Source organism: Streptomyces collinus (assembly GCF_031348265.1).
Classification (GTDB): domain Bacteria; phylum Actinomycetota; class Actinomycetes; order Streptomycetales; family Streptomycetaceae; genus Streptomyces; species Streptomyces collinus.
Map to the genome: position 1 here is coordinate 1,634,737 of NZ_CP133771.1, position 22,627 is coordinate 1,657,363.

Sequence of the window (22,627 nt, forward strand, 5' to 3'; positions counted from 1 at the left end):
TACAACGGCACCGTAGGTGGCATGTCGATTTCGCCGACGTGCGAATCCCCGAGCGCACACTGAGCGAAAGGCCCTGGCGCTTATGAACACCACGGTCAGCTGCGAGCTGCACCTGCGCCTCGTTGTGTCGAGCGAGTCCTCCCTGCCTGTCCCCGCAGGCCTGCGGTACGACACGGCCGACCCCTACGCCGTGCACGCCACCTTCCACACCGGAGCCGAGGAAACCGTCGAGTGGGTGTTCGCCCGCGACCTCCTCGCCGAGGGACTTCACCGCCCAACAGGCACCGGCGACGTCCGCGTCTGGCCGTCGCGCAGTCACGGCCAGGGCGTCGTGTGCATCGCCCTGAGCTCGCCGGAGGGCGAGGCCCTGCTCGAGGCCCCGGCACGGGCCCTGGAGTCCTTCCTGAAGCGGACCGACGCCGCCGTGCCGCCCGGCACCGAACACCGGCACTTCGACCTCGATCAGGAGCTCTCGCACATCCTGGCGGAAAGCTAGGGCGAGGCCCTCACAAAGCCGCCCGGCGCCGTCGACTCGGGGAGACGGCTCGGGCCCGGACAACCGCATACGGGATGACACCGGCGCCGGCACCGCGGATCACGCGGTTCGGCGCCGGTTTGCGTGGGAGAGCCCCTCCCTCGGTGCCCCTCCCCCGGGGTCCATCCCCCGTGCCCCTCAGCCGGCGTCACGCCGCCGGTGTCGCGCCGCACGGGGAACCCCGGCGGGCCGGGACGCGTTGTATTCGAAGCCATGTGCGGGCATGAGGCGGTCCGGCGATGGTGGAGCCGTTACCATCGGCCAGCATCGGCGGGCGCCCGCCCGACCCTCAGGCCAGGGAGCGAATCGTGCTGATCACCCACGACACCCGGTGCGCCCTCGACACCGTGGTCGATCTGGTGAACACCGCACCGGAGGACGACACGGCATCGGACGGACTGCCGGACGTGGCGACCCTTGCGGACTTCGTGCGGAACCACGAGATCAGCGATGTCGGGGTGCTCTCGGACTTCGACCTCTCAGCGGTGCGCAAGATCCGCGGTCGCTTCGCCGCCGTCTTCGCCGCCCCGGACGCCCGGGCCGCGGCAGGGCAGATCAACGAGCTGGTCGCGGCGGCCGGCACCACACCCCGGCTCACGGACCACGACGGCTACGACTGGCATGTGCACTACTTCGCGCCCGGTGCCTCCGTCGCCGATCATCTCGCCGCCGACTGCGGGATGGCGCTGGCGTTCTTCGTGGTCGCCGGGGAGCAGGAGCGGCTGCGGCGGTGCGAGGCGCCTGACTGCCGGCGCGCCTTCGTCGACCTGTCCCGGAACCGCTCGCGGCGGTACTGCGACAGCCGCACCTGCGGAAACCGCCTGCACGTGGCCGCGTACCGGGCGCGCCGCAAGGAGGCGGCGGGCTGACACCCGGCCCCGGGCCGCGGGGCTGTGGAGGATGTCGATGCCGACGCGGTCCCGGCGGGTGGCGCCGGGTACCGCGGGTAAGGCTCACAGCAGCAGCAGATCGTGCAACGAGGCCATGAGCAGCAGACTCCCGATCACCGCCAGGAAGATCATCAGCGGTGGCTGGGAGAGGGCGAAGAGGCAACCCCGTGGCTCGTCCTGCCGGGGATGTGGCTCGTCCTGCGGCGGTGCGGGGTCGCTCTGTTTCGTCGTGTCCAGCATCTCGCGGCGATGATGACGCAATCGCCCCGCCGGGCGCGATCAGCGGCCTCGTTCCGTGCGGGAGTGCACCGATTCCGCGAGGTCCGGTTCGGGTTGTGATCACTTCCGCGCACCGGCGGACCCACTCTGACGATTCGGCCCCGGGCGGGGCTGTCGTCATATGCCGTGCTTCTTGAGGATGGCCTCGATGTCGCTGAAGTCGTCGTCGCGGGACGCCTGCGCCGGCCTGGTTGCGGGGCGGGAGCCCTGGCCCAGGGAAGGCGCCGAGGCTGCGGGGGCCACCGTGCCGGGCCGGTCGGCGGCTCGGGCCGCCGCCCTGCGCTCCTTGCGGGTGCCGCCACGACGGCGCTCCACGGCTCGTGTGGTCATGAAGAGCACCCATGCGAGGCCGAGCACCCCGAACCCGGCCCAGGCCGTCGGGCTGAACGCGGTGTCGGCCAGCCACTCGACGACCCCCGTCATCACGAGGCCGATCGGGACGAGGGAGTAGGCCGCGACCCGGACCGCGGCGAGGTACCGCTTGCGGTACGCCGTGACGATCGCAATGCCCAGGCCTGCCGCGGACACGGCGGAGCAGACGGTCTCGGCAATCATCCGGTCCTCCAGGCGTGGCGCGGTCGGGTCGGGGCACTTCGTCCCTTCCATCCTGCACCCGTCGCACCCCGGCGGGCCATGCTCCGGCCCGACATCAGGGACATCTCCGGGTCACCTCCTCCGCAGGTGCCGTGCGGGCTGCGCCCCGGCCGCGGCTGCTGGGAGACTGTCGGCATGAGCGACTCCTCCACCGACCGTTCCGCCGCCCCCGTCCTCGAGGTCTGGTGCGACCTCCAGTGCCCGGACTGCCGTACCGCGCTGGACGATCTCCATGCCCTGCGCGCCCGCTACGGCGACCGTCTGGAGCTGCGGCTGCGGCACTTCCCGCTGGAGAAGAACAAGCACGCCTTCGCCGCCGCCCAGGCCGCGGAGGAGGCGTGGGAGCAGGGCCGGGGATGGCCGTACGCCGAGGCCCTGCTGGGGCGGGTCGAGGAGCTGGCCCGTAAGGGAGAACCCTTCCTGGTGGAGATCGCCCGCGAACTGGACCTGGACGCCGAGGAGTTCGACACCGCGCTGATCGACGGCCGGCACATCCTGATCGTGGACGCCGACCAGGCCGAGGGCAAGGCGATCGGTGTGACCGGCACACCGACGTACGTCATCGGCGGGGAGCGGCTCGACGGCGGCAAGAGCCAGGACGGGCTGCGCGAGAAGATCGAGGAGATCGCGGACCGGCTCCTGGCCGGGCAGGAGCACTGATCACCCTCACCCGGCCGTCGGCTCCCGGGCCGCTACAGCAACGGTTTGTACAGGGCGTACCGCTCGGTCTCGTAGCCGAGTGAGGCGTAGAGCCGTTCGGCCGGGGTGTTGCCCGAGAAGACATTGAGGCCGAGGATCCGCCTGCCCTCGGCGATGGTCTGGGCCTCGGCCAGCAGCATCAGGGTGCGGCCGTGGCCCTCCCCGCGGTGGGCGGCGTCGGTCTCGACGTCGAAGACGAAGGCGCTGCTCTCCCGCACCGCGAGCCACAGCGTTCCCACGGGCGTCCCCAGGTGCTCGACGACGCTGATCAGCATGCCCGGGGTGGCGAGGCCGTCGGGCAGCAGGGTCGCGTGGTCGCGCTCCGACTTGGCCCGGGCCTCGGCCTCCGGGACGCCCCGGTCGATCCAGCTGCGCGCGTAGTGCGCCTTGCCCTTCTCCAGCCAGGGGCCGAACTCCGCCTCGGTCATGGGCCGGGCGCGGCTGCCCTCCGGCAGCTCCGGCGGGGTGTCGCCAAGCTGCTTCTCCATGCCGCGGTTGCGGACGACGTAGCCGAGCGCCGTGGCAAGGCGGAGTCCGGCCTCGGAGGCGGCGGGGATCACCGCCTCGATGCGACGGCACCCCCAGCCGCGCGCCACCTCCTCGGCGGCGAGCGCGGCGACCGTCCCCCGGCCTCGCCTGCGGTCCGCTTCGTCGATGTGCAGCTTCGTGATCCGGGCCACCGCGGTGCCGAACACGGGATGCGTGTCGAGGTGTATCGCCCCCACGGGACGGCTGTTCACACATACCTGGTAGCGGCGTGAGCGCGTCCCGTCGGCGTTCTGCTGAAGCGGCTCGGTCGGCCGCAGGGTCGTGGTCATCAGGGGTGTTCTACCCGCAACCACGGTCCCGGTCAGCCGAATTTGCCGGTGCTGTCAGGGGTCGAGGTCGTGCCCCGCGCGCTCGTCGAAGATCCGCATGGCCTTGGCGGTCACCGGGCCCGGCGCGCCGGGCAGCTCGCGGCCGTCGACGCGGTGCACGGCCTGCACGTCCCGCAGGGTGGACGTCAGGAAGATCTCGTCGACCCGCTCCAGGACGTCGAGCGGCAGGTCGGTCTCCTTGGCGCCGGTCCATTCGGCCGCGAGCGCACGTGTGATGCCCGCGAGGCAGCCGGAGGCGAGCGGCGGGGTGTGGATCTCGCCGTCGAGGACGACGAAGACGTTCGAGCCGGTGCCCTCGCACAGCTGCCCCACCGTGTTGCCGAACAGGGCCTCGGACGCGCCCTGTTCACGGGCCCGGGCGAGGGCGACGACGTTCTCGGCGTACGAGGTGGTCTTCAGGCCGGAGAGCGCGCCGCGCTCGTTGCGGGTCCAGGGGACCGTGATCACGGCGGTGGAGTCGGGGCGGCGGGTGGTCTCGCCGAGGGCGACGACGAGGGTCGGGCCGTGCTCGCCGCGGTCGGATCCGAGGGGGCCGTGGCCGCCGGTGTAGGTGATGCGGAGGCGGCCGAGCGGCGCGGGGTTGGCGTCGAGGACGGCGGCGCAGGCGCGGCGCACCTCGTCGTGGTCCGGATCCGGCAGGCCGAGGCCGCGCGCCGAGCGGGTCAGCCGGTCGAGGTGCCGGGTGAGCGCGAACGGCCGGCCGTCCACGGCCTTGACCGTCTCGAAGACGCCGTCGCCCACGGTCAGCCCGTGGTCGAAGACGGAGACGCGGGCGGACTCGGTGTCCTGCAGCCCGCCGTCGAGCCAGATCTTCACGTCAGGTCCTCTCCACTCACCTCGTACGCTCCCGACGCTATCGCGAGCAGCCGGGCCGCCTTGAGCTCGGTCTCCCGCCACTCCCCCTCGGGATCGGAGCCCCAGGTGATGCCGGCGCCGGTGCCGAAGCGCAGCACCCCCTCGGCCCGGTCGATCCAGAAGGTGCGGATGCCGACGGCCAGCTCTCCGGTTCCCCGGTCGGCGTCGACCCAGCCGATCCCGCCGCAGTACGGCCCCCGGGGCGCCGTCTCCAGCGCGTCGATGATCCGCAGGGCGCTGGACTTGGGCGCGCCCGTGACCGAGCCGGGCGGGAAGGCGGCGCCGAGCAGCTCGGCCCAGCCGGCCCCGTCCGCCAGCTCGCCGCGGACCGTCGAGACGAGGTGGACCAGCCCTGGGTGCTTCTCGACGGCACACAGGTCGGGCACCGTCACGCTGCCCGTGGCGCACACCCGTCCGATGTCGTTGCGGACCAGGTCCACGATCATCACGTTCTCGGCGAAGTCCTTCTCCAGCAGGTCCGCCTCGGTACGGCCGGTGCCCTTGATCGGCCCGGACGTGACGACGCGGCCGTCGCGCCGCAGGAACAGTTCGGGGGAGGCCGTGGCGATCTCGACGCCGTGCCCGGGCAGGCGGATCGTTCCTGCATAGGGCGCCGGATTGCCGCGGGCCAGCAGTGCGGTGAGGGCGTCCACGTCGGCGCCGGGTGCGACGGGCGCTGACAGCACCCGGCACAGGTTCGCCTGATAGACCTCGCCGGCCGCGATGTGGTCGCGGATCCGCCGCACGGCGGCCGTGTACGCGGCGCGGTCGAGCGAGGACGTCCAGTCACCGGCGGCCGGTGCGCGCCAGGCGCCGGGCACGGGGGCCGGCACGTCCGCCGTCCGGACCTCCGCGAAGCGGGCGCAGGTCAGACGGCCCTCGAAGTCGGCACAGACGGCCCAGAAGCCGCTGGACTCCAGGGCCTCGGGATCGTCGGTGACGTCGAGGAGCCCGGTGGCGACGCGGTCGCCGAAGCGGGCGAGAGGAGGGAGGTCGAGCACGCAGTCGAGTCTATGGCGGGGGCCCCGCGGGTGACCGGGGGATGTCCTGCCGGGCGGTCCTGTGACGTCCTTGAGCAGGGGAAGCGCAGCACGCTGCACAAACGCGTTTTTGTGCTGGCCCGGGAATCCGCTAGAGTTCAACACGTCGCCGGGCCGCGAGGGCGGACCGAAACGACAGGCGGACGTAGCTCAGTTGGTAGAGCGCAACCTTGCCAAGGTTGAGGTCGCGAGTTCGAACCTCGTCGTCCGCTCGAAGGAAGAGGGGGCTTCCCGGCCCCCTACACTCCTGGTGGAGTGGCCGAGAGGCGAGGCAACGGCCTGCAAAGCCGTCTACACGGGTTCAAATCCCGTCTCCACCTCCAAGGACGATTAGCTCAGCGGGAGAGCGCTTCCCTGACACGGAAGAGGTCACTGGTTCAATCCCAGTATCGTCCACTGGATCTCACAAGATCCCGACCCGCGCGATTAGCTCAGCGGGAGAGCGCTTCCCTGACACGGAAGAGGTCACTGGTTCAATCCCAGTATCGCGCACGCAGTGCCCATGATCCGCTCCAGTCAGTGGTCATGGTCCCGAGGACGATTAGCTCAGCGGGAGAGCGCTTCCCTGACACGGAAGAGGTCACTGGTTCAATCCCAGTATCGTCCACACCAGGAAGCCCCCGGCCGTTCGCGGCCGGGGGCTTCTGCGATGTCACGGCTCAGGACGAGAACAGCATGTGGCCGAAGCTCTTGTTGCGGTGGTGACCGTGGTGGCCGTGGTGCCCGTGGCCGCCGTGCGGGGCGCCCCAGGCGGGGGCCGGCGGGGCCGGGTAGGCCTGCGGGGCGGGCGGGGGCGGCGGGGCGGCCTGGGACCACTGGGCCTCCAGGCGGGTCAGCGACTCCAGCTCGCCGTAGTCGAGAAAGATCCCGCGGCACCCGCTGCACTGCTCGATCTGGACACCGTTGCGGTTGTACGTGTGCATCGGCGCACGGCACTTCGGACACTGCATGGTCGTTCAACTCCTCGCCGGTCGGTCCTGCTTCACATCTCGCCAGGACAGACTCTGTCCCGCTGTGCTCGGTTGCACCCTACTTCGCGTACTCCTGCACCAACTGGGGCGGGACGGTAGCCATTCGGTCACAGGCGTCCACGACCGACTGCTCCACCTCGTCCAGCGGGCGGCCGGCCGCGACCGCCTTGACGACGGCCCGGGCCGCGGTCTGCGCGGTGAGGGCACGCGCGGGGACGTCCAGAGCGGGCCAGGGGTCGCCCTCGGCGGGGACGGCCGGACCGCCGGCCTCCTGGTAGGCGGTGAGGAACCGGGTCCATTCGCCGGGCGGGAGCAGACCGCAGGCGTACCAGGCGGCGGGGCGGGCGAGGTCCCAGGCGGGGACACCGACGCCGAGGTCGTCCACGTCTATCAGCAGCCAGGGCCCGTCGGCGGCGGGGTGTCGTACGAGCTGGCCGAGATGGAGGTCGCCGTGGCAGAGGGTGCCGGTGTGCGGCATCGGGGCCTCGGCCCGGGCCCAGGGCGGGAGCGTGGCCCAGGCGCGCAGGACGGGCGCGACCGCCGGGTGCGGGCCGGCCTCTCGGAGCCGGGCGACGGCCCGGGCCGCTTTGGCGGGACCGCGCATGACGGGCATGTTCTCCGGAGCCGGGATGCGGTGGAGGCGGGCGAGGAGTGCGGCGGCGGCTTCCCAGGGTGCGGCGTCGGGGTCGCCGGGGTCCACCGGGCTGCCGTACGGCCAGAACGTCACCAGGCGGCCGTGCAGGTCGACCGGAGTGGGATCCAGTGGGGGCAGGAGGATGGCGGGGTGACGGGCGGCCAGGGTGAGGCGGCTCGTGAGTCCGGCCGGGGTCGCGTCCAGGGGGTGGGCCTTCGCGACGGTGTCCGCATGACGTACGACGGTGCCGTCCGGGCGGTCCGCGAGCGTGGCCGCGCCGCAGGGGCAGGCCGGTGAGCGGGCGTGGGCGGCGGCTCGGGCCCGGGCGGTGAGGCCGGCCAGGAGCGGACCGGGGGCGGAGTTCACCGGGTGAGAGTACGCGCAGACGGGACCCGGCTGGAGGGGGACGTGTCCGTCGCGGGTTCTCAGCACCGGGGCAAAAGCAATGCCGGCGCAGCTCCCCAGCTGCGCCGGCATTTTTTGCCGTCCGCCGCACCCCCGTCCCCACGGGGTTTCATGGTCGGGATGTCCCCGCCCGGACCGCTCTTCCGGGCCTGGGGTCGCCGCTCAGCGCCCCAGCATCTCGCCCACGGACGACGCCTGTGTGGCCACTGTCTCCCACCCGTCGAAGACGAGGAGGAGCAGGACCGCCAGGGGAAGAGCCATCAGGGTCGCCACCAGCGGGTGGCGACGGCCCTGGCGGCGGGGGCGGAACGCGGCGTCGTACACCTTGCGTCCCTCCTCGCGGAGCAGTGTCCGCGGAGCCGTCTGGGCCATGGTCCCTCTCCTGACCTTTATCAGTTGTCGTTGGCAGCGGCGGGCGTCTGACCTCGGGGGACGAGTGCTACACCCGCCGCTTGACCTCAAATCTAGGTGTCCGGCCCCCTCCCGGCGTCATGCCCTCGTACCGATTGCCGGGCCTCCCGGAGGATGAGCCGCCACCTGCGATGTACTCCCCTGGGTGGAGACGGGGACGCGCGTCTCAGGGTCTTCCCCGACGGGGCGACCGGTTCACCCGTCTTTGTCCGCGCTCTCCTCCCGTGGAACGGGCTGTTCCACCAGCGCGAGCACCCGATTCGCCATGAAGCGGGCGGTACGCACGACCCTCCCGCTACGGGTGACTTCGCTCACTTCCACGACACCCCGCCGTACCGTCGTCTCCACCCTGCGTCCCGCTCTGCTCGCCACGACGTCGTACGTGCGCGTCGTGTCCCCCGCGTCCACGACTATCTCCACGCGATCACCCTTCACAGGACCAATCCCCCTTCTGCGACGGGTGGTTGGGATCACTCACCACGCGAAGTCCGCCCCTTCGCGCCCTCCCTGACCACCTTTCAAGTCTCCCACCCACCACTGACAATCCATCACCCTGAGAGGGCGCGGCCTCTGCGCGCGGGCGGCCGTGGAAACGTAAGCTGTGGCTCGTCACAGGACCGGGCAGCGGGGATGAACATGGCGATGATGCGCCTGAGGCGCGAGGACCCGCGCGTCGTCGGCTCGTTCAAGCTTCACAGACGGCTCGGCGCGGGCGGGATGGGCGTGGTCTACCTGGGCTCCGACAAGAAGGGGCAGCGGGTCGCGCTCAAGGTCATCCGTCCCGACCTGGCGGAGGATCAGGAGTTCCGCTCGCGGTTCGCCCGTGAGGTGTCGGCGGCGCGGCGGATCCGCGGCGGCTGCACGGCCCGGCTGGTGGCCGCCGACCTCGACGCGGACCGGCCCTGGTTCGCCACCCAGTACGTGCCCGGCCCCTCCCTGCACGACAAGGTCGCGGCCGAGGGCCCGCTGGGCGCGGCCGACGTCGCGGCCGTCGGTGCCGCCCTGTCGGAGGGCCTGGTCGCGGTGCACGAGGCCGGGGTGGTGCACCGGGACCTGAAGCCGTCCAACATCCTGCTGTCCCCGAAGGGGCCGCGGATCATCGACTTCGGCATCGCCTGGGCGACCGGGGCCTCGACGCTCACCCACGTCGGCACGGCGGTCGGCTCCCCCGGCTTCCTCGCGCCGGAGCAGGTGCGCGGGGCCGCCGTCACCCCGGCCACGGACGTGTTCTCGCTCGGTGCCACGCTCGCGTACTCCTCGATGGGCGACTCGCCCTTCGGGCACGGCAGTTCCGAGGTGATGCTGTACCGCGTGGTGCACGAGGAGCCGCAGCTGCACGGCGTGCCCGACGCGCTGGCCCCGCTCGTCCGGGCGTGCTTGGCGAAGGACCCCGAGGAGCGGCCCAGCACGCTGCAACTGTCGTTGCGGCTCAAGGAGATCGCGGCCCGGGAGTCCCAGGACCTCGCCGGCGTCCGGCCGCCCTCTCCCCGGGGTGCCGAGACCGAGCGGCTCGCCGACACCTACCCCGAGCGCACCCGGCGTCCGCAGGGACAGTCGGGTGCCGGGTCGTCCGGGCCGCAGCGGGGCCGGGGCACTCCCCCGCCGCGGGGGTCGGCTCCCTCCCGGGACGGCCACGCGTCGCCGGAAGGCCCGGCCTCCCAGAGCGGGACCGGTGCCCGCGGCGGAGCCCGGCCGGGCGGGAGCGGGAACCGGTCGACGGGGGGCGGAAGCCGCGGCAGGACTCCGGTGCGCGGTTCCGGCGCCCCGCGCGGCGGCACCCCGTCACGGTCCGGGTCGCGGCCGACGCCCACCGGGCGCAACGGAACGCGGTCGGGCAGCGGCAGCCGCCCCGCCCCGCACAGCGGCACCGGGCGTCCGGCCTCCCGGAGCACAGGGACCGGGCTGCGGCCCGCCAATCCCCGGCTGCTGCGGCAACGGCTGTTCGTGTTCGTCGTCGTGACGCTGCTGGTGGCGGTCGGTATCGCCCTGGTGCAGGGGTGTCAGGGTCCGGCACGGGGGCTCGGCGGCGACGGGGGCGGAGTACGGCAGGAGCGCGTCCAGCAGTACGACCGTCCTCAAGACTTCTAGCCGTGTGACGACGGCCCGCCGGCCGGCGGGCCGTCAGAGCTCCGGCAGGATCCGCTCGAAGAACTCCCGGTCGCCGGCGAAGACCGGGTCCAGGGCCAGGAACTGCCGCGGGGTGACCCAGCGGGTCTCGGCGACTTCGTGCGGGTCGGGGACCACCTCGCCCGTGTCGGCGCGGGCGGTCCACCAGTGCAGGCGGAAGCGGTGGTCGTCGGTCTCCGACTCCCAGACCTTCGCCTCCGGTACGACGGTGAGGCCGACCTCCTCGCGCACCTCCCGGACGACCGCCTGCTCCTGGGTCTCGCCCGGCTCGATCTTGCCGCTGAGCGGCTGCCAGTAGCCGGGGCGGGCGACCCCGGGGCCGCGCCGGATCGCGAGCAGGTGCTCACCGCGCAGGAGTACGGCCACGACGGCCTCGCGCTGCTCCATGTGCCGCCCTAGGCTCGGGGCCGGCCGGTGGCCACGGCGTAGAAGGCGACTGCTGCCGCGGCGCCGACGTTGAGGGAGTCGACGCCGTGGGACATGGGGATGCGGACCCATTCGTCGGCGGCGACCAGGGCCTGGGTGGACAGGCCGTCGCCCTCCGCACCGAGCATGAGGGCGACGCGGTCCATGGTGTGCGGGGCGGCCTCGTCGAGGGGCCGGGCCTTCTCGTCGGGGGTGAGGGCGAGCAGGACGAAGCCCGCCTCGCGGACCGACTCCAGGCTCTTGGGCCAGGTGTCCAGTCGGGCGTACGGGACGGAGAAGACCGCGCCCATCGAGACCTTCACGCTGCGGCGGTAGAGGGGGTCGGCGCAGTCCGGGGAGAGCAGGACCGCGTCCATGCCGAGGGCCGCGGCCGAGCGGAAGATGGCGCCGATGTTGGTGTGGTCGTTGACCGACTCCATGACGACGACCCGGCGGGCGGTCCGGAGGAGGTCGGCGGCGGTGGGCAGGGGCTTGCGCTGCATGGAGGCGAGCGCGCCGCGGTGCACGTGGTAGCCGGTGACCTGCTCGGCGAGCTCCGGGCTGACGGCGTAGACCGGGGCGGGGAGTTCGTCGATGACGTCGCGCATGACGTCGACCCACTTGGCCGAGAGCAGCATGGACCGCATCTCGTAGCCGGCTTCCTTGGCCCTTCTGATGACCTTCTCGCCCTCGGCGATGAACAGGCCCTCGGCGGGTTCGCGCTTGCGGCGCAGCTCCACATCGGTCAGGCCGGTGTAGTCGCGCAGACGCGGGTCGTCGGGATCCTCGACGGTGATGAGATCGGCCACAGGGTGATACTGCCTTGTCCTGGGTGTGGTGCCAACGGCTCGGTACGGGTTGTGTTACCCGGGGTTACTTTCGGGGCGCGGGAGCCGCGGGGCCGACCGTCACGACCTCGCCGATGACGATGACCGCCGGGGGCTTCACGTCCGCGGTCCGCACGGTCTCGGCGACCGTCGCGAGCGTGGCGTCGACGCGGCGCTGGCCGGCCGTCGTGCCCTCCTGGACCAGGGCGACGGGTGCGTCCGGGGACTTGCCGTGGGCGATGAGCGTCTCGGCGACCTTGCCGATCGTGCTGACGCCCATGAGGATCACCAGCGTGCCGGTCAGCTTGGCCAGGGACGGCCAGTCGACCAGGGAGCGCTCGTCGTCGGGGGCGATGTGGCCGCTGACCACGGTGAACTCGTGGGCGACGCCCCGGTGGGTCACCGGGATGCCGGCGGCGCCCGGGACCGAGATGGAGCTGGAGATGCCAGGCACGACCGTGCACGGGATGCCGGCCTCGGCCAGTGCCTGGACCTCCTCCATGCCGCGCCCGTAGACGAAGGGGTCGCCGCCCTTGAGCCGGACGACCGACTTGCCCTTGCGGGCATGCTCGATCAGGGCGTCGTTGATGGCCTCCTGGGCCATGAACCTGCCGAAGGGCAGCTTCGCCGCGTCGATCACCTCGACGCCCGGGGACAGTTCGGCGAGCAGGTCGCGCGGGCCGAGGTGGTCGGTGATGACCACGTCGGCCTCGGCGAGCAGACGGCGGCCGCGCACGGTGATCAGGTCCGGATCGCCGGGACCGCCACCGACCAGGGCGACTCCGGGAGTGCGGGTGCGGTGGTGCGGGGCGACCAGCGTGCCGTCGCGCAGACCCTCGACGACCGCGTCGCGGATGGCGGCGGTGTGACGGGGGTCGCGCCCCTTGGCGTCGGTGGTGAGGACGGCGACCGTGACGCCCTCGCTGTGACCGGTGGCCGGGGTCCAGGCGGTGGCCTGGTCGGCGTCGTCGGAGCGGACGCACCAGACGCGGTGGCGATCGGCCTCGGCGGAGGCGGCGGTGTTGGCGTCGGGGTCGCTGGTGGCGATGAGGGCGTACCAGGCGTCCGCGAGGTCGCCCTCCGCGTACGGGCGCCGGTGCCAGGTGATCTCGCCGGCGTCCGCCATGGCCTCGACCGAGGGGGTGGCCTCGGGGGACACCAGGAGGACGTCCGCGCCCGCCGCGATCAGTGCCGGCAGGCGGCGCTGGGCGACCTGGCCGCCGCCGAGGACGACCACGCGACGGCCGGTGAGGCGGAGGCCTACGGGGTAGGCGGGGTGTTCGGCCATGAGGTGCGGCTCCTGTTGCGGCGGTGTTCGATGCCCTGACGTGCGGATTTTAGTGGGCAGGGGGGAGGGCGGCACGGGTGGTCCAGTGGCTGGGCACCCCGCCCGTCTGCCGGGGCGTGGGCCGTGGGCGGGCGTTCCGTCGTGCGGGAACGGCCGCCCACGGCTTCACGTCGGCTGCGCAAGCCCTACTTCTCGGTCACTCCCGCCGAATCGAACGTCGCCACCTCGTGCATCGCCCTGGCCGTGCTCTGGACCAGCGGGAGGGCGAGCAGGGCGCCGGTGCCCTCGCCGAGGCGGAGGTCGAGGTCGACCAGGGGACGCAGGCCCAGCTTGTTGAGGGCGGCGACATGCCCCGGCTCGGCGCTGCGGTGGCCCGCGATGCACGCGGCCAGGACCTCGGGGGCGATCGCGCGGGCGACCAGGGCGGCGGCGCCGGCGCTGACGCCGTCCAGGATCACCGGCGTACGCAGGGAGGCGCCGCCGAGGAGCAGGCCGACGATGGCGGCGTGCTCGAAGCCACCGATCGCGGCGAGCACGCCGATCGGGTCGGCCGGGTCCGGCTGGTGGAGTTCCAGGGCGCGGCGCACGACCTCGGTCTTGCGGGCGAGGGTCTCGTCGTTGATGCCGGTGCCCCGGCCCGTGACCTCGGCCGGGTCGGCGCCCGTGAAGACGGAGATCAGGGCGGCGGACGCGGTGGTGTTCGCGATGCCCATCTCACCGGTCAGCAGGGCCTTGTTGCCGGCGGCGACCAGGTCGCGGGCGGTCTCGATGCCGACCTCGATGGCCTGCCGGGCCTCCTCGCGGGTCATCGAGGGGCCGGTCGTCATGTCGGACGTGCCGGCCCGGATCTTGCGGGGCAGCAAGCCCGGGGTGGCCGGGAGGTCGGCGGCGACGCCCACGTCCACGATGCAGACCTCGGCACCGACCTGGGTGGCGAAGGCGTTGCAGACGGCACCGCCGCCGAGGAAGTTGGCCACCATCTGGGCCGTGACCTCCTGCGGCCACGGGGTGACGCCCTGGGCGTGCACTCCGTGGTCGCCCGCGAAGATCGCGACGGCCGCGGGTTCCGGGATGGGCGGCGGGCACTGGCGGGACAGGCCGGACAGCTGCGCGGAGATGATCTCCAGCATGCCCAGCGCACCGGCCGGCTTGGTCATACGCTTCTGGCGCTCCCACGCCTCGCCGAGCGCCTTGGCGTCCAGCGGGCGGATCTGCGCGACGGTCTCGGCGAGCAGGTCGTGGGGTTCCTCTCCGGGCAGGGCACGGCGGCCGTATGTCTCTTCGTGCACGACCCAGGACAAGGGGCGGCGCTTGGACCAGCCGGCCTGCAACAGCTCGGGCTCGTCCGGGAACTCGTCGACGTAGCCGACGCACAGGTAGGCGATGATCTCCAGGTGCTCGGGCAGGCCGAGGGCGCGGACCATCTCGCGCTCGTCGAAGAAGCTGACCCAGCCGACGCCGAGGCCTTCGGCGCGGGCGGCGAGCCAGAGGTTCTCCACGGCCAGGGCGGCCGAGTAGGGGGCCATCTGGGGCTGGGTGTGGCGGCCGAGGGTGTGGCGGCCGCCGCGGGTCGGGTCGGCGGTGACCACGATGTTCACCGGCGTGTCGAGGATGGCCTCGATCTTCAGTTCCTTGAACTGCTTGGCCCGGCCCTTGGGGAGGGACTTGGCGTAGGCGTCGCGCTGGCGCATGGCCAGTTCGTGCATCGCGCGCCGGGTGTCGGCGGAGCGGATGACGACGAAGTCCCAGGGCTGCGAGTGGCCGACGGAGGGCGCGTGGTGGGCGGCCTCCAGGACGCGGAGCAGCACCTCGTGCGGGATGGGGTCGCTGCGGAAGCCGTTGCGGATGTCGCGGCGTTCGCGCATGACCTTCAGGACGGCCTCGCGCTCGGCGGGGTCGTAGCCGGGGGCCGCGGGGCCGGTGGACTGTCGGGCTTCTGCCACTGCGGCCGCACTCTCTTCTCGGCGTTCCTGGTCGGCGATGTCTTCCTGTTCGGCGGCCCGGGTTTTCAGGTCGTCGGCGCTCTGGGCGAGTTCGGCGTCGCCGTCGCGGGGAGCAGGGACGGCGGCCGCGGGTGCGGGGGGCTCCAGCGTCTCGGGCGCCGCCGGCTGGGACCGCTGCGGGCCCTGCACGGGGTATCCGGCCTGCTCCGGCTGCTCTGCCTGTCCCGCCTGCTCTTCCGCAGCCGGGGCGGGGAGTACGACGGTGACGTCCTCGCTGGGTGCCGGGGCGTCGGGGGCGGCTCCCTGAGGGGCGGGGGCGGGCTCGACGGCTTCGGCGTCGGGGGTGGCTGCGACCGGTTCGGGGGCCTGAGCCGGGGCCGGCACTTCGGCAGCGGGGGCGGGCACGGGGGCCTCGGCCGGGGGCGCCTCGGATGCTTGAGCGGGTGCGGCGGCCTCGGTGGGCGTCGGCTCCGGGGAAGGCTCAGCCGGGGCGGTCGTCTCCAGAGCGGTTTCCGGCGTGGCGGCGTCGGGGGCGGCCTCGGCATCGGTGGGGGCGGCGGCCTGAACGACCGGGTCCGGTGTCGGGGCCGGGACCGGGGCAGCCACGGTCTCTGCGGCCGGGGCCGGGTCGGGGGTGACGACGGACTCGGCAGCCGGTTCCGGAGCAGGGTCAGAGTCAGGGGCAGCGGCAGGTCCGGCGGGCGGAGCGGGCGCGGGTGCTTCCTGGGCGACCGGCTCGGCGGGTGTGGCCGCCGGTTCCGGGGCGGCCGGTTCGGCAGGTGGAGCGGCCGGTTCCTGGGCCACCGGTTCGGCGGCCGGGGCGGCAGTGACCTGGCCGGGGGCTTCCGGGCCGGGAGTGGTGGGTTGCGGAGCCGTCGCATCGGGGCCCTGCGCGACCGTGGCCGCGGCCGGCGTGGCGTCAGCTGCCGCAGGGGGCTGGGGCGCAGCCTCTTCGGCGGTGACCTCCGGCTCCGGCGCGACGGCCTCGGAGGCCGCCGGGTGCGGGCCCGGTACGGCGGCCTCGGGGGCAACGGCCGCTGCCGGCTCCTGCGCAACGGCCTCCGGCGCTACGTCGGGTGCGTGAGCGGCGGCGTCCGCCACCTGGGCGGAGGCCTCTGCACCGGTGGCCTCGGGCGGAGCGACGACGGCGAACTCCGGGGCGGCGGCCGCCTCAGGGAACGGGACCGCTTCAGGGATCTGACCGGCCTCCGGAGCAGGGGCCGGTGCGGCGGCCTGCTCGGCCACCGCCACCGGGGCCTGGTCGCCGGCGGCGTCCGGCACGGGAAGCTCTGAAGGAACATCGGCAGGCTCACCGCCCTGCCCGGCGCCGCCCAGGGCGGGCCCGGGTTCCGGGGCCGACGGCGCACCAGCTGCCGGGGCGGCCACGGCCCCGGGCTGGGCGGCGGCCACTCGGTCCTCCGCCACGTCCACGCCCGGATCCGCGGGCCCTGCCCCCGCTACGGGCATGACCTGCTCGGCGGCGGCCACTTGGGCTCCGTCCGGGCCGACACCCGCACCCGCGTGGCCGGACTCGGCCGGCTGACCTGCATCGGCCGCGGGGCCGGACTCGGTCGTCCGACCGGCCTCGGCCGCGGCTACCTGACCCTCGGCCGGGCCGACGCCCGGACCGACGGGGTCACCCGCGGGAGCCTGCCCGGCATCGGCCGGTGCCGGAGGTGTCGTGTGGCTGGTCTCCGTCATCACACCGGTCGCGACCGCCTGGGCCGCGCCCGTCGGCTCCGTCGTCGACACCGCCGCCGCCGACACCGCCGCCGTCGGCTCCGCTGCCGTCGGCTCCGCTGCCGGAACAACCGTTTCCGCAGGCGCCGCCCCGGCGCCCACCGGGGCCGGGGGCGTGGCCGGTACGCCCCAGGGGGCGGCGGGCTGCGTGGGCATCTCGGGTGCGCGGGGGCCGTCGAGGTACTCGGGGCCCGCCGAGGCGGGCACCGGCTGACGGACGGGCGCGTCCGCGGGGCCGCGGTCGGCGAGGGAGCGGACCGGGCTGGCGGAGCTGTCGGGCAGCGGCGGGCCGAGGTGCAGGGGCCGACGCGGGGTGACAGGCGGGATCGGCGGCGGGTCGGGCAGACGGACGCCTCCGAGGTCGACCGAGCCGCTGTCACGGCCGGAGATCTCGTGCGGGCCCGGCTGGTGCACGGCCTCCGGGACCGGCTCCGGCGCGGGCGGAGGGACCTCGTTGCCCCAGGCGCCCTGGGCGCCCGGCAACAGCAGCAGGTCTTCGTCCTCGGCCTCGGCGGTGGTCTCGGAGAGGTAGGTGTACGCACCGGGCGCGGGGGCGCCCGGCTGCTCCACCATGCCTGCACTCTCCGGCAGTCCCTCGCCCGGGACCTGGCCGGTGTCGGTCATGCGTACCCCTCGCCCATCGGTTAGTGCTCCTACGACCTGCTCGCCCGGAACGGCGCACCGACCGCCCCGCAGTGAAGAACGAGCGTGCGTCCCCAGCGGCACGAACGGTCCGCCCCGAAAAGGCGACAAAGCCATTCACTGGCATTGTTGCGGCCGTACCACCCTCACGGCAGCTTGATCCGCGACGGTTCCGCTGTGGACTGCGCCACGTTGCGCGCCCTTCGGTTCTGCCGTACCACACACACCCCAAAACGGGCGCGTTTTCCGGACATTGACCGACGAAGCGCCGGGCGTCCTTGTGCGGTGCAGCGATCGGCCAGCCTACCGCGCGCAGTACGACAAGCCGATCACGGGGACGGCGGCACGGTCAGGCGCTGCGCCGCGGGAGCACGCCGCTGAGCAGGAACGCGACACTCCGTTCCTTCTCCGTCCAGGCCCTGGTGTCGAGTTCGACGGACTGCAGCAGGGCGCACTCGACCCCGTAGCCGTGCTCGGTGAGGTCGCGGCCGATGAGTTCGGCGGCGTCGCGGGTGGCGGCGTGCGTGACGATGCGCTGCGGGCGTCGGTCGGCGACCGCCGAGACGACGGCCGCTCCCCCGCCGCCGACCCGGACGACATCGGGTTCGGGGAGGTTCTCCAGGATGTGCGGGGCGGTGCCGTGCACGATCTGGAGCTGGACGCCGAGGCGGCGGGCGGCGGCGTCGGTGCGGGCGCAGGCGGACCGGTCACCGTCGACGGCGAGCACGGCGGCGCCGGCCCGGGCGGCCTCGACGGCGAAGGCGCCGCTGCCGCAGCCGATGTCCCAGACGAGGTCGCCGACGCGGGGCCCGAGGTGGGCGAGTTGGGAGGCGCGCAGCAGCTGGGTCTCGCCCTCGCCGAGGTCCGCGCCGTGGGCGTCGGCGGGCAGGGTCCAGCCGCGTGGTCCGGCGGACGGGTCGCGGCCGGAGATCCAGCCTCCGGACTCTCCCGCCGTGTCCGGCCGGGCCGGGCCGCCGAGGACGATGACGACGTTGGGGTCGCGCCAGGTGTGGTCGGCGGCCTTGTCCGAGGTGACGACGGAGACGCGCTCGCGGGCGGTGCCGAGTTCCTCACAGATGACGAAGGAGCGGTGGACTCCTTCGAGGAGCAGACCGAGTTCGGCGGGGCCGGCGCCGGGTGAGGTGAGGACCGCGACCTTGGTGTGGGCGCGGCATACGTTGACGGCGCGTCGCAGCGTGCGGGGGTGTGCGGCGACCACCTGTGCGTCGTCCCAGGGCATACCGGCGCGGGCGAAGGCGGCGGCGACGGAGGAGACGGCGGGGACGACCTCCACCTCAAGGCCGAACTCGGGGGCGCGCAGGGTGCGTACGACGCCGAAGTAGCCGGGGTCGCCGTCGGCGAGCACGACGGCCGTGCCGCGGTGGCCGGCGATGCGGCGGGCGGCGAGGGCGACGCTGCCGAGGCGGATGCGCTCGGCGCCGGCGGGTACCTCGGGGAGCGCCAGGTGGTGGGCGGCACCGGCCACGAGCGTGGCGGCGCCGAGGGCGGCGCTCGCCGCGGCGGTCAGCGGCGAACCGTCCCAGCCGATCACCGTGACCCGGTCGGCCATCGTCGTCAGTCTCCAGGGGTTTTCGCAGGTCGTCTGCGTGGCGTTGTGGGGAGCAGCCCGGGGGCGGGCTCCGTGAGGGTACCCGGTGGAGGTGTCGGAGGGAGCCCCGGCATCGTCGTCGCCGTCGTCCTGCGGGTGGTTCCGGTCAGTTCCAGTCGCCGAAGGACGTGAAGCCGTCCCGCAGCTGCTCGCCGACGCCTTCCAGGTCCTCGGGGAGCAGGCTCCAGACGATGAAGTCGGTGCGTACGTCGGTCCATGTGCCGTCCTCGGCACGGGCCCGGGCTATACAGGCGTTGCGCAGTACGCCCTCGCTGATACAGCCGATCTTCTGCGCGACCTGCTGGGAAGCGGTGTTGTCGGCGGCCGTGCGCAGTTCGATGCGCTCGAACTTCTGGTCCGTGAAGAGCCACCGGGCGGTGACGAGGGCGGCCTCGGAGGCGTAGCCCTCGCCGCGGGCCCAGGGGGCGATGATGTACGACAGTTCGGTGGAGCGTACGTGCCAGTTGGTCTTGGTGAGCTGGATGACGCCGACCAGGCGCTGGGTGAGGAACTCGGTGACCGCGAAGTCGATTCCGCGTCCCCCGGTGCGCTCGGCGGGGGCGTACTCGGTGATCCAGGTGCGGGCGCCGTCCTCCGTGAAGGGCTGGGGGACGGCAGTCCAGGCCGCCACCTGTTCGTCGTTCATCATCGCGGCCAGGGAGGCGACGTCGTCCTCGTCGAGGGGACGCAGCACCAACCGCTCCGTGCTGATGGAGATGTTGGGGAAGGTGCTCGTCATGCGCCGCTCCGTAACCTTCGGTGAACCTTCTGGGCATGCTGAACTGCCCAGCATGCAGCATGAAAGCACTGATCCGCACCACGGGACCCTCCCCACCGGGTGGGGGAAGGGCCCCGTGCGCGCGGGTGCCGGGCGTGGGCTCAGAAGGAGGCGAGCACGGAGCCGGCGTACTTGTCCTGGATGAACTTCTTCACCTCGGGCGAGGTGAGGAGCTTCGCGAGCTTCTTCACGCGCGGGTCGTCCTCGTTGCCCTTCTTCACGGCGAGGAAGTTGCCGTAGGGGTTGTTCTTCGGGGACTCCAGGACGAGGGCGTCCTTGGACGGCTTGAGGTCGGACTCGATGGCGTAGTTGCCGTTGACGACGGCGGCGTCCACGTCGTCGAGGGAGCGCGGCGTCTGGGCCGCCTCCAGCTCCTTGAACTTGAGGTTCTTGGGGTTCTTGGCGATGTCGGAGGGGGTCGCCTCGTTGCCGACGCCGGCCTTGAGGGTGATGAGCCCGTCGGCGGCGAGGAGCTTGAGGGCACGGGCCTCGTTGACCGTGTCGTTGGGGATGGCGACGGTCGCACCGCTCTTCAGGTCGTCGGCCTTCTTGACCTTGTGGGAGTAGAGGCCGAGCGGCTCCAGGTGGACCGTGACGACGGGCACGATGTCGGTGCCGTTCTTCTTGTTGAAGTCGTCGAGGTACGGCTTGTTCTGGAAGTAGTTGGCGCCGACGGAGCCGTCCTGCGTCGCCGTGTTCGGCGTGACGTAGTCGGTGAACTCCTTGACCTGGAGGTCCAGGCCCTCCTTCTCGGCGAGGTTGTCCTTGACGTAGTTCAGGATCTCGGCGTGCGGGACGGGGCTGGCGGCGACGATCAGGGGGCCGTCGGTGGAGGAGCTGTCGGCGCCGCAGGCGCTGAGCCCGAGGGTGAGGGCTCCGGCGGCGAGGACGGCGGTGGTGATCTTGGCGATGTTACGCACGAAAAGTGCCTTTCCTTATGGCCTTGCGGGTGGTGCGACCTCGTCGTGGGTGGACGAGGCGATCAGGAGGCGGCTTTGAGGAGCCGCAGTTTGGGGGCGGGCCCAGAGTGGGCGCCGCGGCGGTGCAGGGAGCGGGCCGCGTAGTCGCCGGCGAACTGGATGACCGAGATGACGACGGCGAGGATCGCGACGGTGATCCACATCAGCTGGGTCTCGAAGCGCTGGTAGCCGTAGCGGATGGCGATGTCTCCGAGGCCGCCGGCACCGACGGTGCCGGCCATGGCCGAGTAGCCGATGAGGGCGACGATCGTGGTGGTGGTGCTGGAGATCAGCGACGGCAGGGACTCGGGGACGAGGACCTTGCGGACGATGGTCCAGGTGTTGCCGCCCATGGACTGCACGGCCTCGACGAGCCCGTGGTCCACTTCGCGGACGGCCGTCTCGACCAGGCGCGCGAAGAAGGGGATGGCTCCGACGGCGAGCGGCACGATGGCGGCCTCGACACCGATGGTCGTCCCGGTGATCGAGCGGGTGAAGCCCATCAGCGCGACCATCAGGATGATGAACGGCAGGGAGCGGGCGATGTTCACCACCTGCCCGATGACCTTGTTGGCGGCGAGGTTCTGGAGCAGGCCGCCGCGGTCGGTGAGGACCAGCAGGATGCCGAGCGGCAGTCCGCCGACGACGGCGATGAGCGTGGACCAGCCGACCATGTAGAGGGTGTCCCAACACGCCTGCTCCAGCAGGGGCTGCATCTCGGACCAGGTCACTTGGCACCTTCCTTCACCGGTTCGGAGTCGTGGCCCAGGAGGTCGATCTGGAGGCCCTTTTCGCGCAGGAAGCCGATGGGCACGACGTTGTCCTCGTAGCGGCCGGGCAGTTCGATGCGCATCCGGCCGACCTGGAGGCCGCCTACGGTGTCGATGGCGGCGCCGAGGATCGATATGTCGATGTTGTAGGTGCGGGCCAGTTGCGAGATGACGGGCTGGGTGGCGCTCTCGCCCTGGAAAGTGACGTCGACGACCGTGCGGTCCTCGCCGGAGGCCTCGCCGTCGAGCGGGAAGAGCGCCGAGGCGAGTTCGGAGCCAGGGGTCGCGAGGAGCTCGCTGACCGTGCCCGACTCGACGATGCGCCCGTTCTCCATCAGCGCTGCCGAGTCGCAGACCGACTTCACGACGTCCATCTCGTGGGTGATGAGCAGGACGGTCAGGCCGAGCTGCCGGTTGAGGTCGCGCAGCAGCGCCAGGATCGAGCGGGTGGTCTCGGGGTCGAGGGCGCTGGTGGCCTCGTCGGACAGCAGTACCTTCGGGTCGCCGGCGAGCGCGCGGGCGATGCCGACGCGCTGCTTCTGGCCGCCGGAGAGCTGAGCCGGGTAGGACTTCGCCTTGTCGGCCAGGCCGACCAGGTCGAGCAGCTCCAGCGCCTTGCGGGAGCGTTCCTGCCCGGACGTGCCGAGGATCTCCAGCGGCAGTTCGACGTTGTCCTGGACGGTCCGTGAGGACAGCAGGTTGAAGTGCTGGAAGACCATGCCGATTCGGCTGCGCGCCTGCCGCAGTTCCCTTCCGGCGCGCGGGCCGCGGCCGGCCAGGGCGGTGAGGTCCTGCCCGGCGACGGTCACGGTGCCGGCCGTGGGGCGTTCCAGCAGGTTGACGCAGCGGATGAGCGAGGACTTACCGGCGCCGGACTGGCCGATGACGCCGTACACCTCGCCTTCGCGGACGTGCAGGTCGACGCCGTCCAGGGCGGTGACCTCGCGGCCGCGTGCACGGTAGACCTTGGTCAGGCCCGAGGTGGTGATCACTGGGATTCCGTCACTGTCGAGTGCGCGGGCGTGGGTGTGCCCGGGCACAGGTGCATTCGGTCAGGGACGCGACACGGTTCTCGCTGGGGAGTGGAACCGGGGAGAACATGTGCGCGCGGCGGCTTCGGGTCACGCAGCGCTCAGGGCGTGCGGACGGGCCGCGTCTCGCTTCGGGGCGCGAGCTCAGGGGGTGGTGCGGGGGCCCTCTAGAAGGCGCACATTCGACACATACAACGAGCACCGGGCGTCATGGTCGCCTCGGTCGCGGGGATGCGGTCGCTCGTCGTGGTCATGCCGTCAGTAAAACACGCGTACGGTCCTTACCGGCCCTCCGCTGTCCGGATGCTGGACAGCGG

The 22,627-nt window shown here is 72.7% G+C and carries 22 protein-coding genes and 5 tRNA genes; 9 read left to right on the forward strand and 18 right to left on the reverse strand.

Annotated features, from left to right (window positions below; translation table 11 throughout):
* Positions 1-82 precede the first annotated feature (82 nt).
* Together RFN52_RS07255 and RFN52_RS07260 are read left to right on the forward strand one after the other, a co-directional pair.
* Positions 83-496, forward strand: coding sequence for an SsgA family sporulation/cell division regulator (locus RFN52_RS07255; RefSeq protein ID WP_004002642.1), 414 nt, complete (start codon positions 83-85; stop codon positions 494-496).
* A gap of 347 nt (positions 497-843) precedes the next feature.
* Positions 844-1,404: a CGNR zinc finger domain-containing protein gene (locus RFN52_RS07260; protein WP_184843936.1), complete on the forward strand. Its 561-nt coding sequence runs from the start codon at positions 844-846 to the stop codon at positions 1,402-1,404.
* A gap of 84 nt (positions 1,405-1,488) precedes the next feature.
* On the opposite strand, the gene RFN52_RS07265 is transcribed toward RFN52_RS07260, so the two are convergent.
* Together RFN52_RS07265 and RFN52_RS07270 are read right to left on the reverse strand one after the other, a co-directional pair.
* A complete protein-coding gene (locus RFN52_RS07265) occupies positions 1,489-1,665 on the reverse strand; it encodes a hypothetical protein (RefSeq protein WP_167345902.1) in 177 nt (58 codons plus the stop codon).
* 156 nt (positions 1,666-1,821) lie between these two features.
* Complete coding sequence (locus RFN52_RS07270) at positions 1,822-2,259, reverse strand: hypothetical protein (RefSeq protein WP_184843939.1); 438 nt, start codon at positions 2,257-2,259, stop codon at positions 1,822-1,824.
* Positions 2,260-2,433: 174 nt separating this feature from the next.
* Between RFN52_RS07270 and RFN52_RS07275 the strand changes: the two genes are divergently transcribed.
* Positions 2,434-2,958, forward strand: a complete 525-nt coding sequence (locus RFN52_RS07275; protein ID WP_184843942.1) for a DsbA family protein — start codon at positions 2,434-2,436, stop codon at positions 2,956-2,958.
* Between the two features lie 32 nt (positions 2,959-2,990).
* Here the strand turns inward: RFN52_RS07275 and RFN52_RS07280 are convergent, their stop codons facing one another.
* Genes RFN52_RS07280 through RFN52_RS07290 form a run of 3 tightly spaced genes read right to left on the reverse strand, consistent with a single transcriptional unit; the run spans position 2,991 to position 5,731 of the window.
* Positions 2,991-3,815, reverse strand: a complete 825-nt coding sequence (locus tag RFN52_RS07280) for a GNAT family N-acetyltransferase (protein ID WP_184843945.1) — start codon at positions 3,813-3,815, stop codon at positions 2,991-2,993.
* Positions 3,816-3,869: 54 nt separating this feature from the next.
* The gene (locus RFN52_RS07285) at positions 3,870-4,691 is read right to left on the reverse strand and encodes an aminotransferase class IV (protein ID WP_184843947.1); all 822 of its coding nucleotides are present in this window, start codon (positions 4,689-4,691) and stop codon (positions 3,870-3,872) included.
* Positions 4,688-5,731: a chorismate-binding protein gene (locus RFN52_RS07290; RefSeq protein ID WP_184843950.1), complete on the reverse strand. Its 1,044-nt coding sequence runs from the start codon at positions 5,729-5,731 to the stop codon at positions 4,688-4,690. The genes RFN52_RS07285 and RFN52_RS07290 overlap by 4 nt, the downstream gene beginning before the upstream one ends.
* Before the next feature lie 178 nt (positions 5,732-5,909).
* Between RFN52_RS07290 and RFN52_RS07295 the strand changes: the two genes are divergently transcribed.
* From RFN52_RS07295 to RFN52_RS07315, 5 genes are all read left to right on the forward strand, one after another.
* Positions 5,910-5,982 (forward strand) — tRNA-Gly (locus RFN52_RS07295).
* A 37-nt stretch (positions 5,983-6,019) separates the two neighbouring features.
* Positions 6,020-6,093 (forward strand) — tRNA-Cys (locus tag RFN52_RS07300).
* Between the two features lies 1 nt (position 6,094).
* Positions 6,095-6,166: transfer RNA gene (locus RFN52_RS07305), tRNA-Val, on the forward strand.
* A gap of 24 nt (positions 6,167-6,190) precedes the next feature.
* Positions 6,191-6,262, forward strand: a tRNA-Val gene (locus RFN52_RS07310).
* Between the two features lie 43 nt (positions 6,263-6,305).
* Positions 6,306-6,377, forward strand: a tRNA-Val gene (locus RFN52_RS07315).
* 52 nt (positions 6,378-6,429) lie between these two features.
* On the opposite strand, the gene RFN52_RS07320 is transcribed toward RFN52_RS07315, so the two are convergent.
* The 4 genes from RFN52_RS07320 to RFN52_RS07335 all read right to left on the reverse strand — a co-directional run bounded on the left by RFN52_RS07320 (position 6,430) and on the right by RFN52_RS07335 (position 8,626).
* A complete protein-coding gene (locus tag RFN52_RS07320) occupies positions 6,430-6,720 on the reverse strand; it encodes a TFIIB-type zinc ribbon-containing protein (protein WP_107458274.1) in 291 nt (96 codons plus the stop codon).
* Positions 6,721-6,799: 79 nt separating this feature from the next.
* Complete coding sequence (locus RFN52_RS07325) at positions 6,800-7,741, reverse strand: phosphotransferase family protein (protein ID WP_311240918.1); 942 nt, start codon at positions 7,739-7,741, stop codon at positions 6,800-6,802.
* 201 nt (positions 7,742-7,942) lie between these two features.
* Positions 7,943-8,152, reverse strand: coding sequence for a hypothetical protein (locus RFN52_RS07330; protein WP_184843956.1), 210 nt, complete (start codon positions 8,150-8,152; stop codon positions 7,943-7,945).
* A 234-nt stretch (positions 8,153-8,386) separates the two neighbouring features.
* Complete coding sequence (locus RFN52_RS07335) at positions 8,387-8,626, reverse strand: DUF8836 family protein (protein ID WP_184843960.1); 240 nt, start codon at positions 8,624-8,626, stop codon at positions 8,387-8,389.
* 195 nt (positions 8,627-8,821) lie between these two features.
* Between RFN52_RS07335 and RFN52_RS07340 the strand changes: the two genes are divergently transcribed.
* Complete coding sequence (locus tag RFN52_RS07340) at positions 8,822-10,279, forward strand: serine/threonine-protein kinase (protein WP_184843963.1); 1,458 nt, start codon at positions 8,822-8,824, stop codon at positions 10,277-10,279.
* Positions 10,280-10,312: 33 nt separating this feature from the next.
* Here RFN52_RS07340 and RFN52_RS07345 read toward each other — a convergent pair whose 3' ends face one another.
* The 9 genes from RFN52_RS07345 to RFN52_RS07385 all read right to left on the reverse strand — a co-directional run bounded on the left by RFN52_RS07345 (position 10,313) and on the right by RFN52_RS07385 (position 22,271).
* The gene (locus RFN52_RS07345) at positions 10,313-10,705 is read right to left on the reverse strand and encodes an NUDIX domain-containing protein (RefSeq protein WP_184843967.1); all 393 of its coding nucleotides are present in this window, start codon (positions 10,703-10,705) and stop codon (positions 10,313-10,315) included.
* Positions 10,706-10,713: 8 nt separating this feature from the next.
* A complete protein-coding gene (locus RFN52_RS07350; protein WP_184843970.1) occupies positions 10,714-11,532 on the reverse strand; it encodes a TrmH family RNA methyltransferase in 819 nt (272 codons plus the stop codon).
* 64 nt (positions 11,533-11,596) lie between these two features.
* Entirely contained in the window at positions 11,597-12,838 is a 1,242-nt protein-coding gene (cobA, locus tag RFN52_RS07355; protein ID WP_184843974.1) for a uroporphyrinogen-III C-methyltransferase, read from the reverse strand.
* Between the two features lie 185 nt (positions 12,839-13,023).
* On the reverse strand, positions 13,024-17,145 hold the full coding sequence (gene cobT, locus RFN52_RS07360) for a nicotinate-nucleotide--dimethylbenzimidazole phosphoribosyltransferase (protein WP_184843977.1): 4,122 nt from the start codon (positions 17,143-17,145) through the stop codon (positions 13,024-13,026).
* Positions 17,146-17,512: 367 nt separating this feature from the next.
* Positions 17,513-18,733, reverse strand: coding sequence for a precorrin-6y C5,15-methyltransferase (decarboxylating) subunit CbiE (gene cbiE / locus RFN52_RS07365; protein ID WP_184843980.1), 1,221 nt, complete (start codon positions 18,731-18,733; stop codon positions 17,513-17,515).
* Between the two features lie 145 nt (positions 18,734-18,878).
* Complete coding sequence (locus tag RFN52_RS07370; RefSeq protein WP_184843983.1) at positions 18,879-19,511, reverse strand: GNAT family N-acetyltransferase; 633 nt, start codon at positions 19,509-19,511, stop codon at positions 18,879-18,881.
* A gap of 140 nt (positions 19,512-19,651) precedes the next feature.
* The gene (locus RFN52_RS07375; RefSeq protein WP_184843986.1) at positions 19,652-20,470 is read right to left on the reverse strand and encodes a MetQ/NlpA family ABC transporter substrate-binding protein; all 819 of its coding nucleotides are present in this window, start codon (positions 20,468-20,470) and stop codon (positions 19,652-19,654) included.
* 62 nt (positions 20,471-20,532) lie between these two features.
* Positions 20,533-21,240 (reverse strand): methionine ABC transporter permease, encoded by a 708-nt coding sequence (locus tag RFN52_RS07380; protein WP_107458263.1) that lies wholly within the window; start codon positions 21,238-21,240, stop codon positions 20,533-20,535.
* A complete protein-coding gene (locus RFN52_RS07385) occupies positions 21,237-22,271 on the reverse strand; it encodes a methionine ABC transporter ATP-binding protein (RefSeq protein ID WP_184843989.1) in 1,035 nt (344 codons plus the stop codon). The genes RFN52_RS07380 and RFN52_RS07385 overlap by 4 nt, the downstream gene beginning before the upstream one ends.
* Positions 22,272-22,627 lie beyond the last annotated feature (356 nt).

Coding starts and splice junctions, on each gene's coding strand:
- RFN52_RS07330 (WP_184843956.1), bottom strand. CDS start 8,152: ATGGCCCAGACGGCTCCGCGGACACTGCTCCGCGAGGAGGGACGCAAG.
- cbiE (WP_184843980.1), bottom strand. CDS start 18,733: ATGGCCGACCGGGTCACGGTGATCGGCTGGGACGGTTCGCCGCTGACC.
- RFN52_RS07255 (WP_004002642.1), top strand. CDS start 83: ATGAACACCACGGTCAGCTGCGAGCTGCACCTGCGCCTCGTTGTGTCG.
- RFN52_RS07275 (WP_184843942.1), top strand. CDS start 2,434: ATGAGCGACTCCTCCACCGACCGTTCCGCCGCCCCCGTCCTCGAGGTC.
- RFN52_RS07320 (WP_107458274.1), bottom strand. CDS start 6,720: ATGCAGTGTCCGAAGTGCCGTGCGCCGATGCACACGTACAACCGCAAC.
- RFN52_RS07265 (WP_167345902.1), bottom strand. CDS start 1,665: ATGCTGGACACGACGAAACAGAGCGACCCCGCACCGCCGCAGGACGAG.
- RFN52_RS07270 (WP_184843939.1), bottom strand. CDS start 2,259: ATGATTGCCGAGACCGTCTGCTCCGCCGTGTCCGCGGCAGGCCTGGGC.
- cobT (WP_184843977.1), bottom strand. CDS start 17,145: ATGACCGACACCGGCCAGGTCCCGGGCGAGGGACTGCCGGAGAGTGCA.
- RFN52_RS07340 (WP_184843963.1), top strand. CDS start 8,822: ATGAACATGGCGATGATGCGCCTGAGGCGCGAGGACCCGCGCGTCGTC.
- RFN52_RS07370 (WP_184843983.1), bottom strand. CDS start 19,511: ATGACGAGCACCTTCCCCAACATCTCCATCAGCACGGAGCGGTTGGTG.
- RFN52_RS07345 (WP_184843967.1), bottom strand. CDS start 10,705: ATGGAGCAGCGCGAGGCCGTCGTGGCCGTACTCCTGCGCGGTGAGCAC.
- cobA (WP_184843974.1), bottom strand. CDS start 12,838: ATGGCCGAACACCCCGCCTACCCCGTAGGCCTCCGCCTCACCGGCCGT.
- RFN52_RS07280 (WP_184843945.1), bottom strand. CDS start 3,815: ATGACCACGACCCTGCGGCCGACCGAGCCGCTTCAGCAGAACGCCGAC.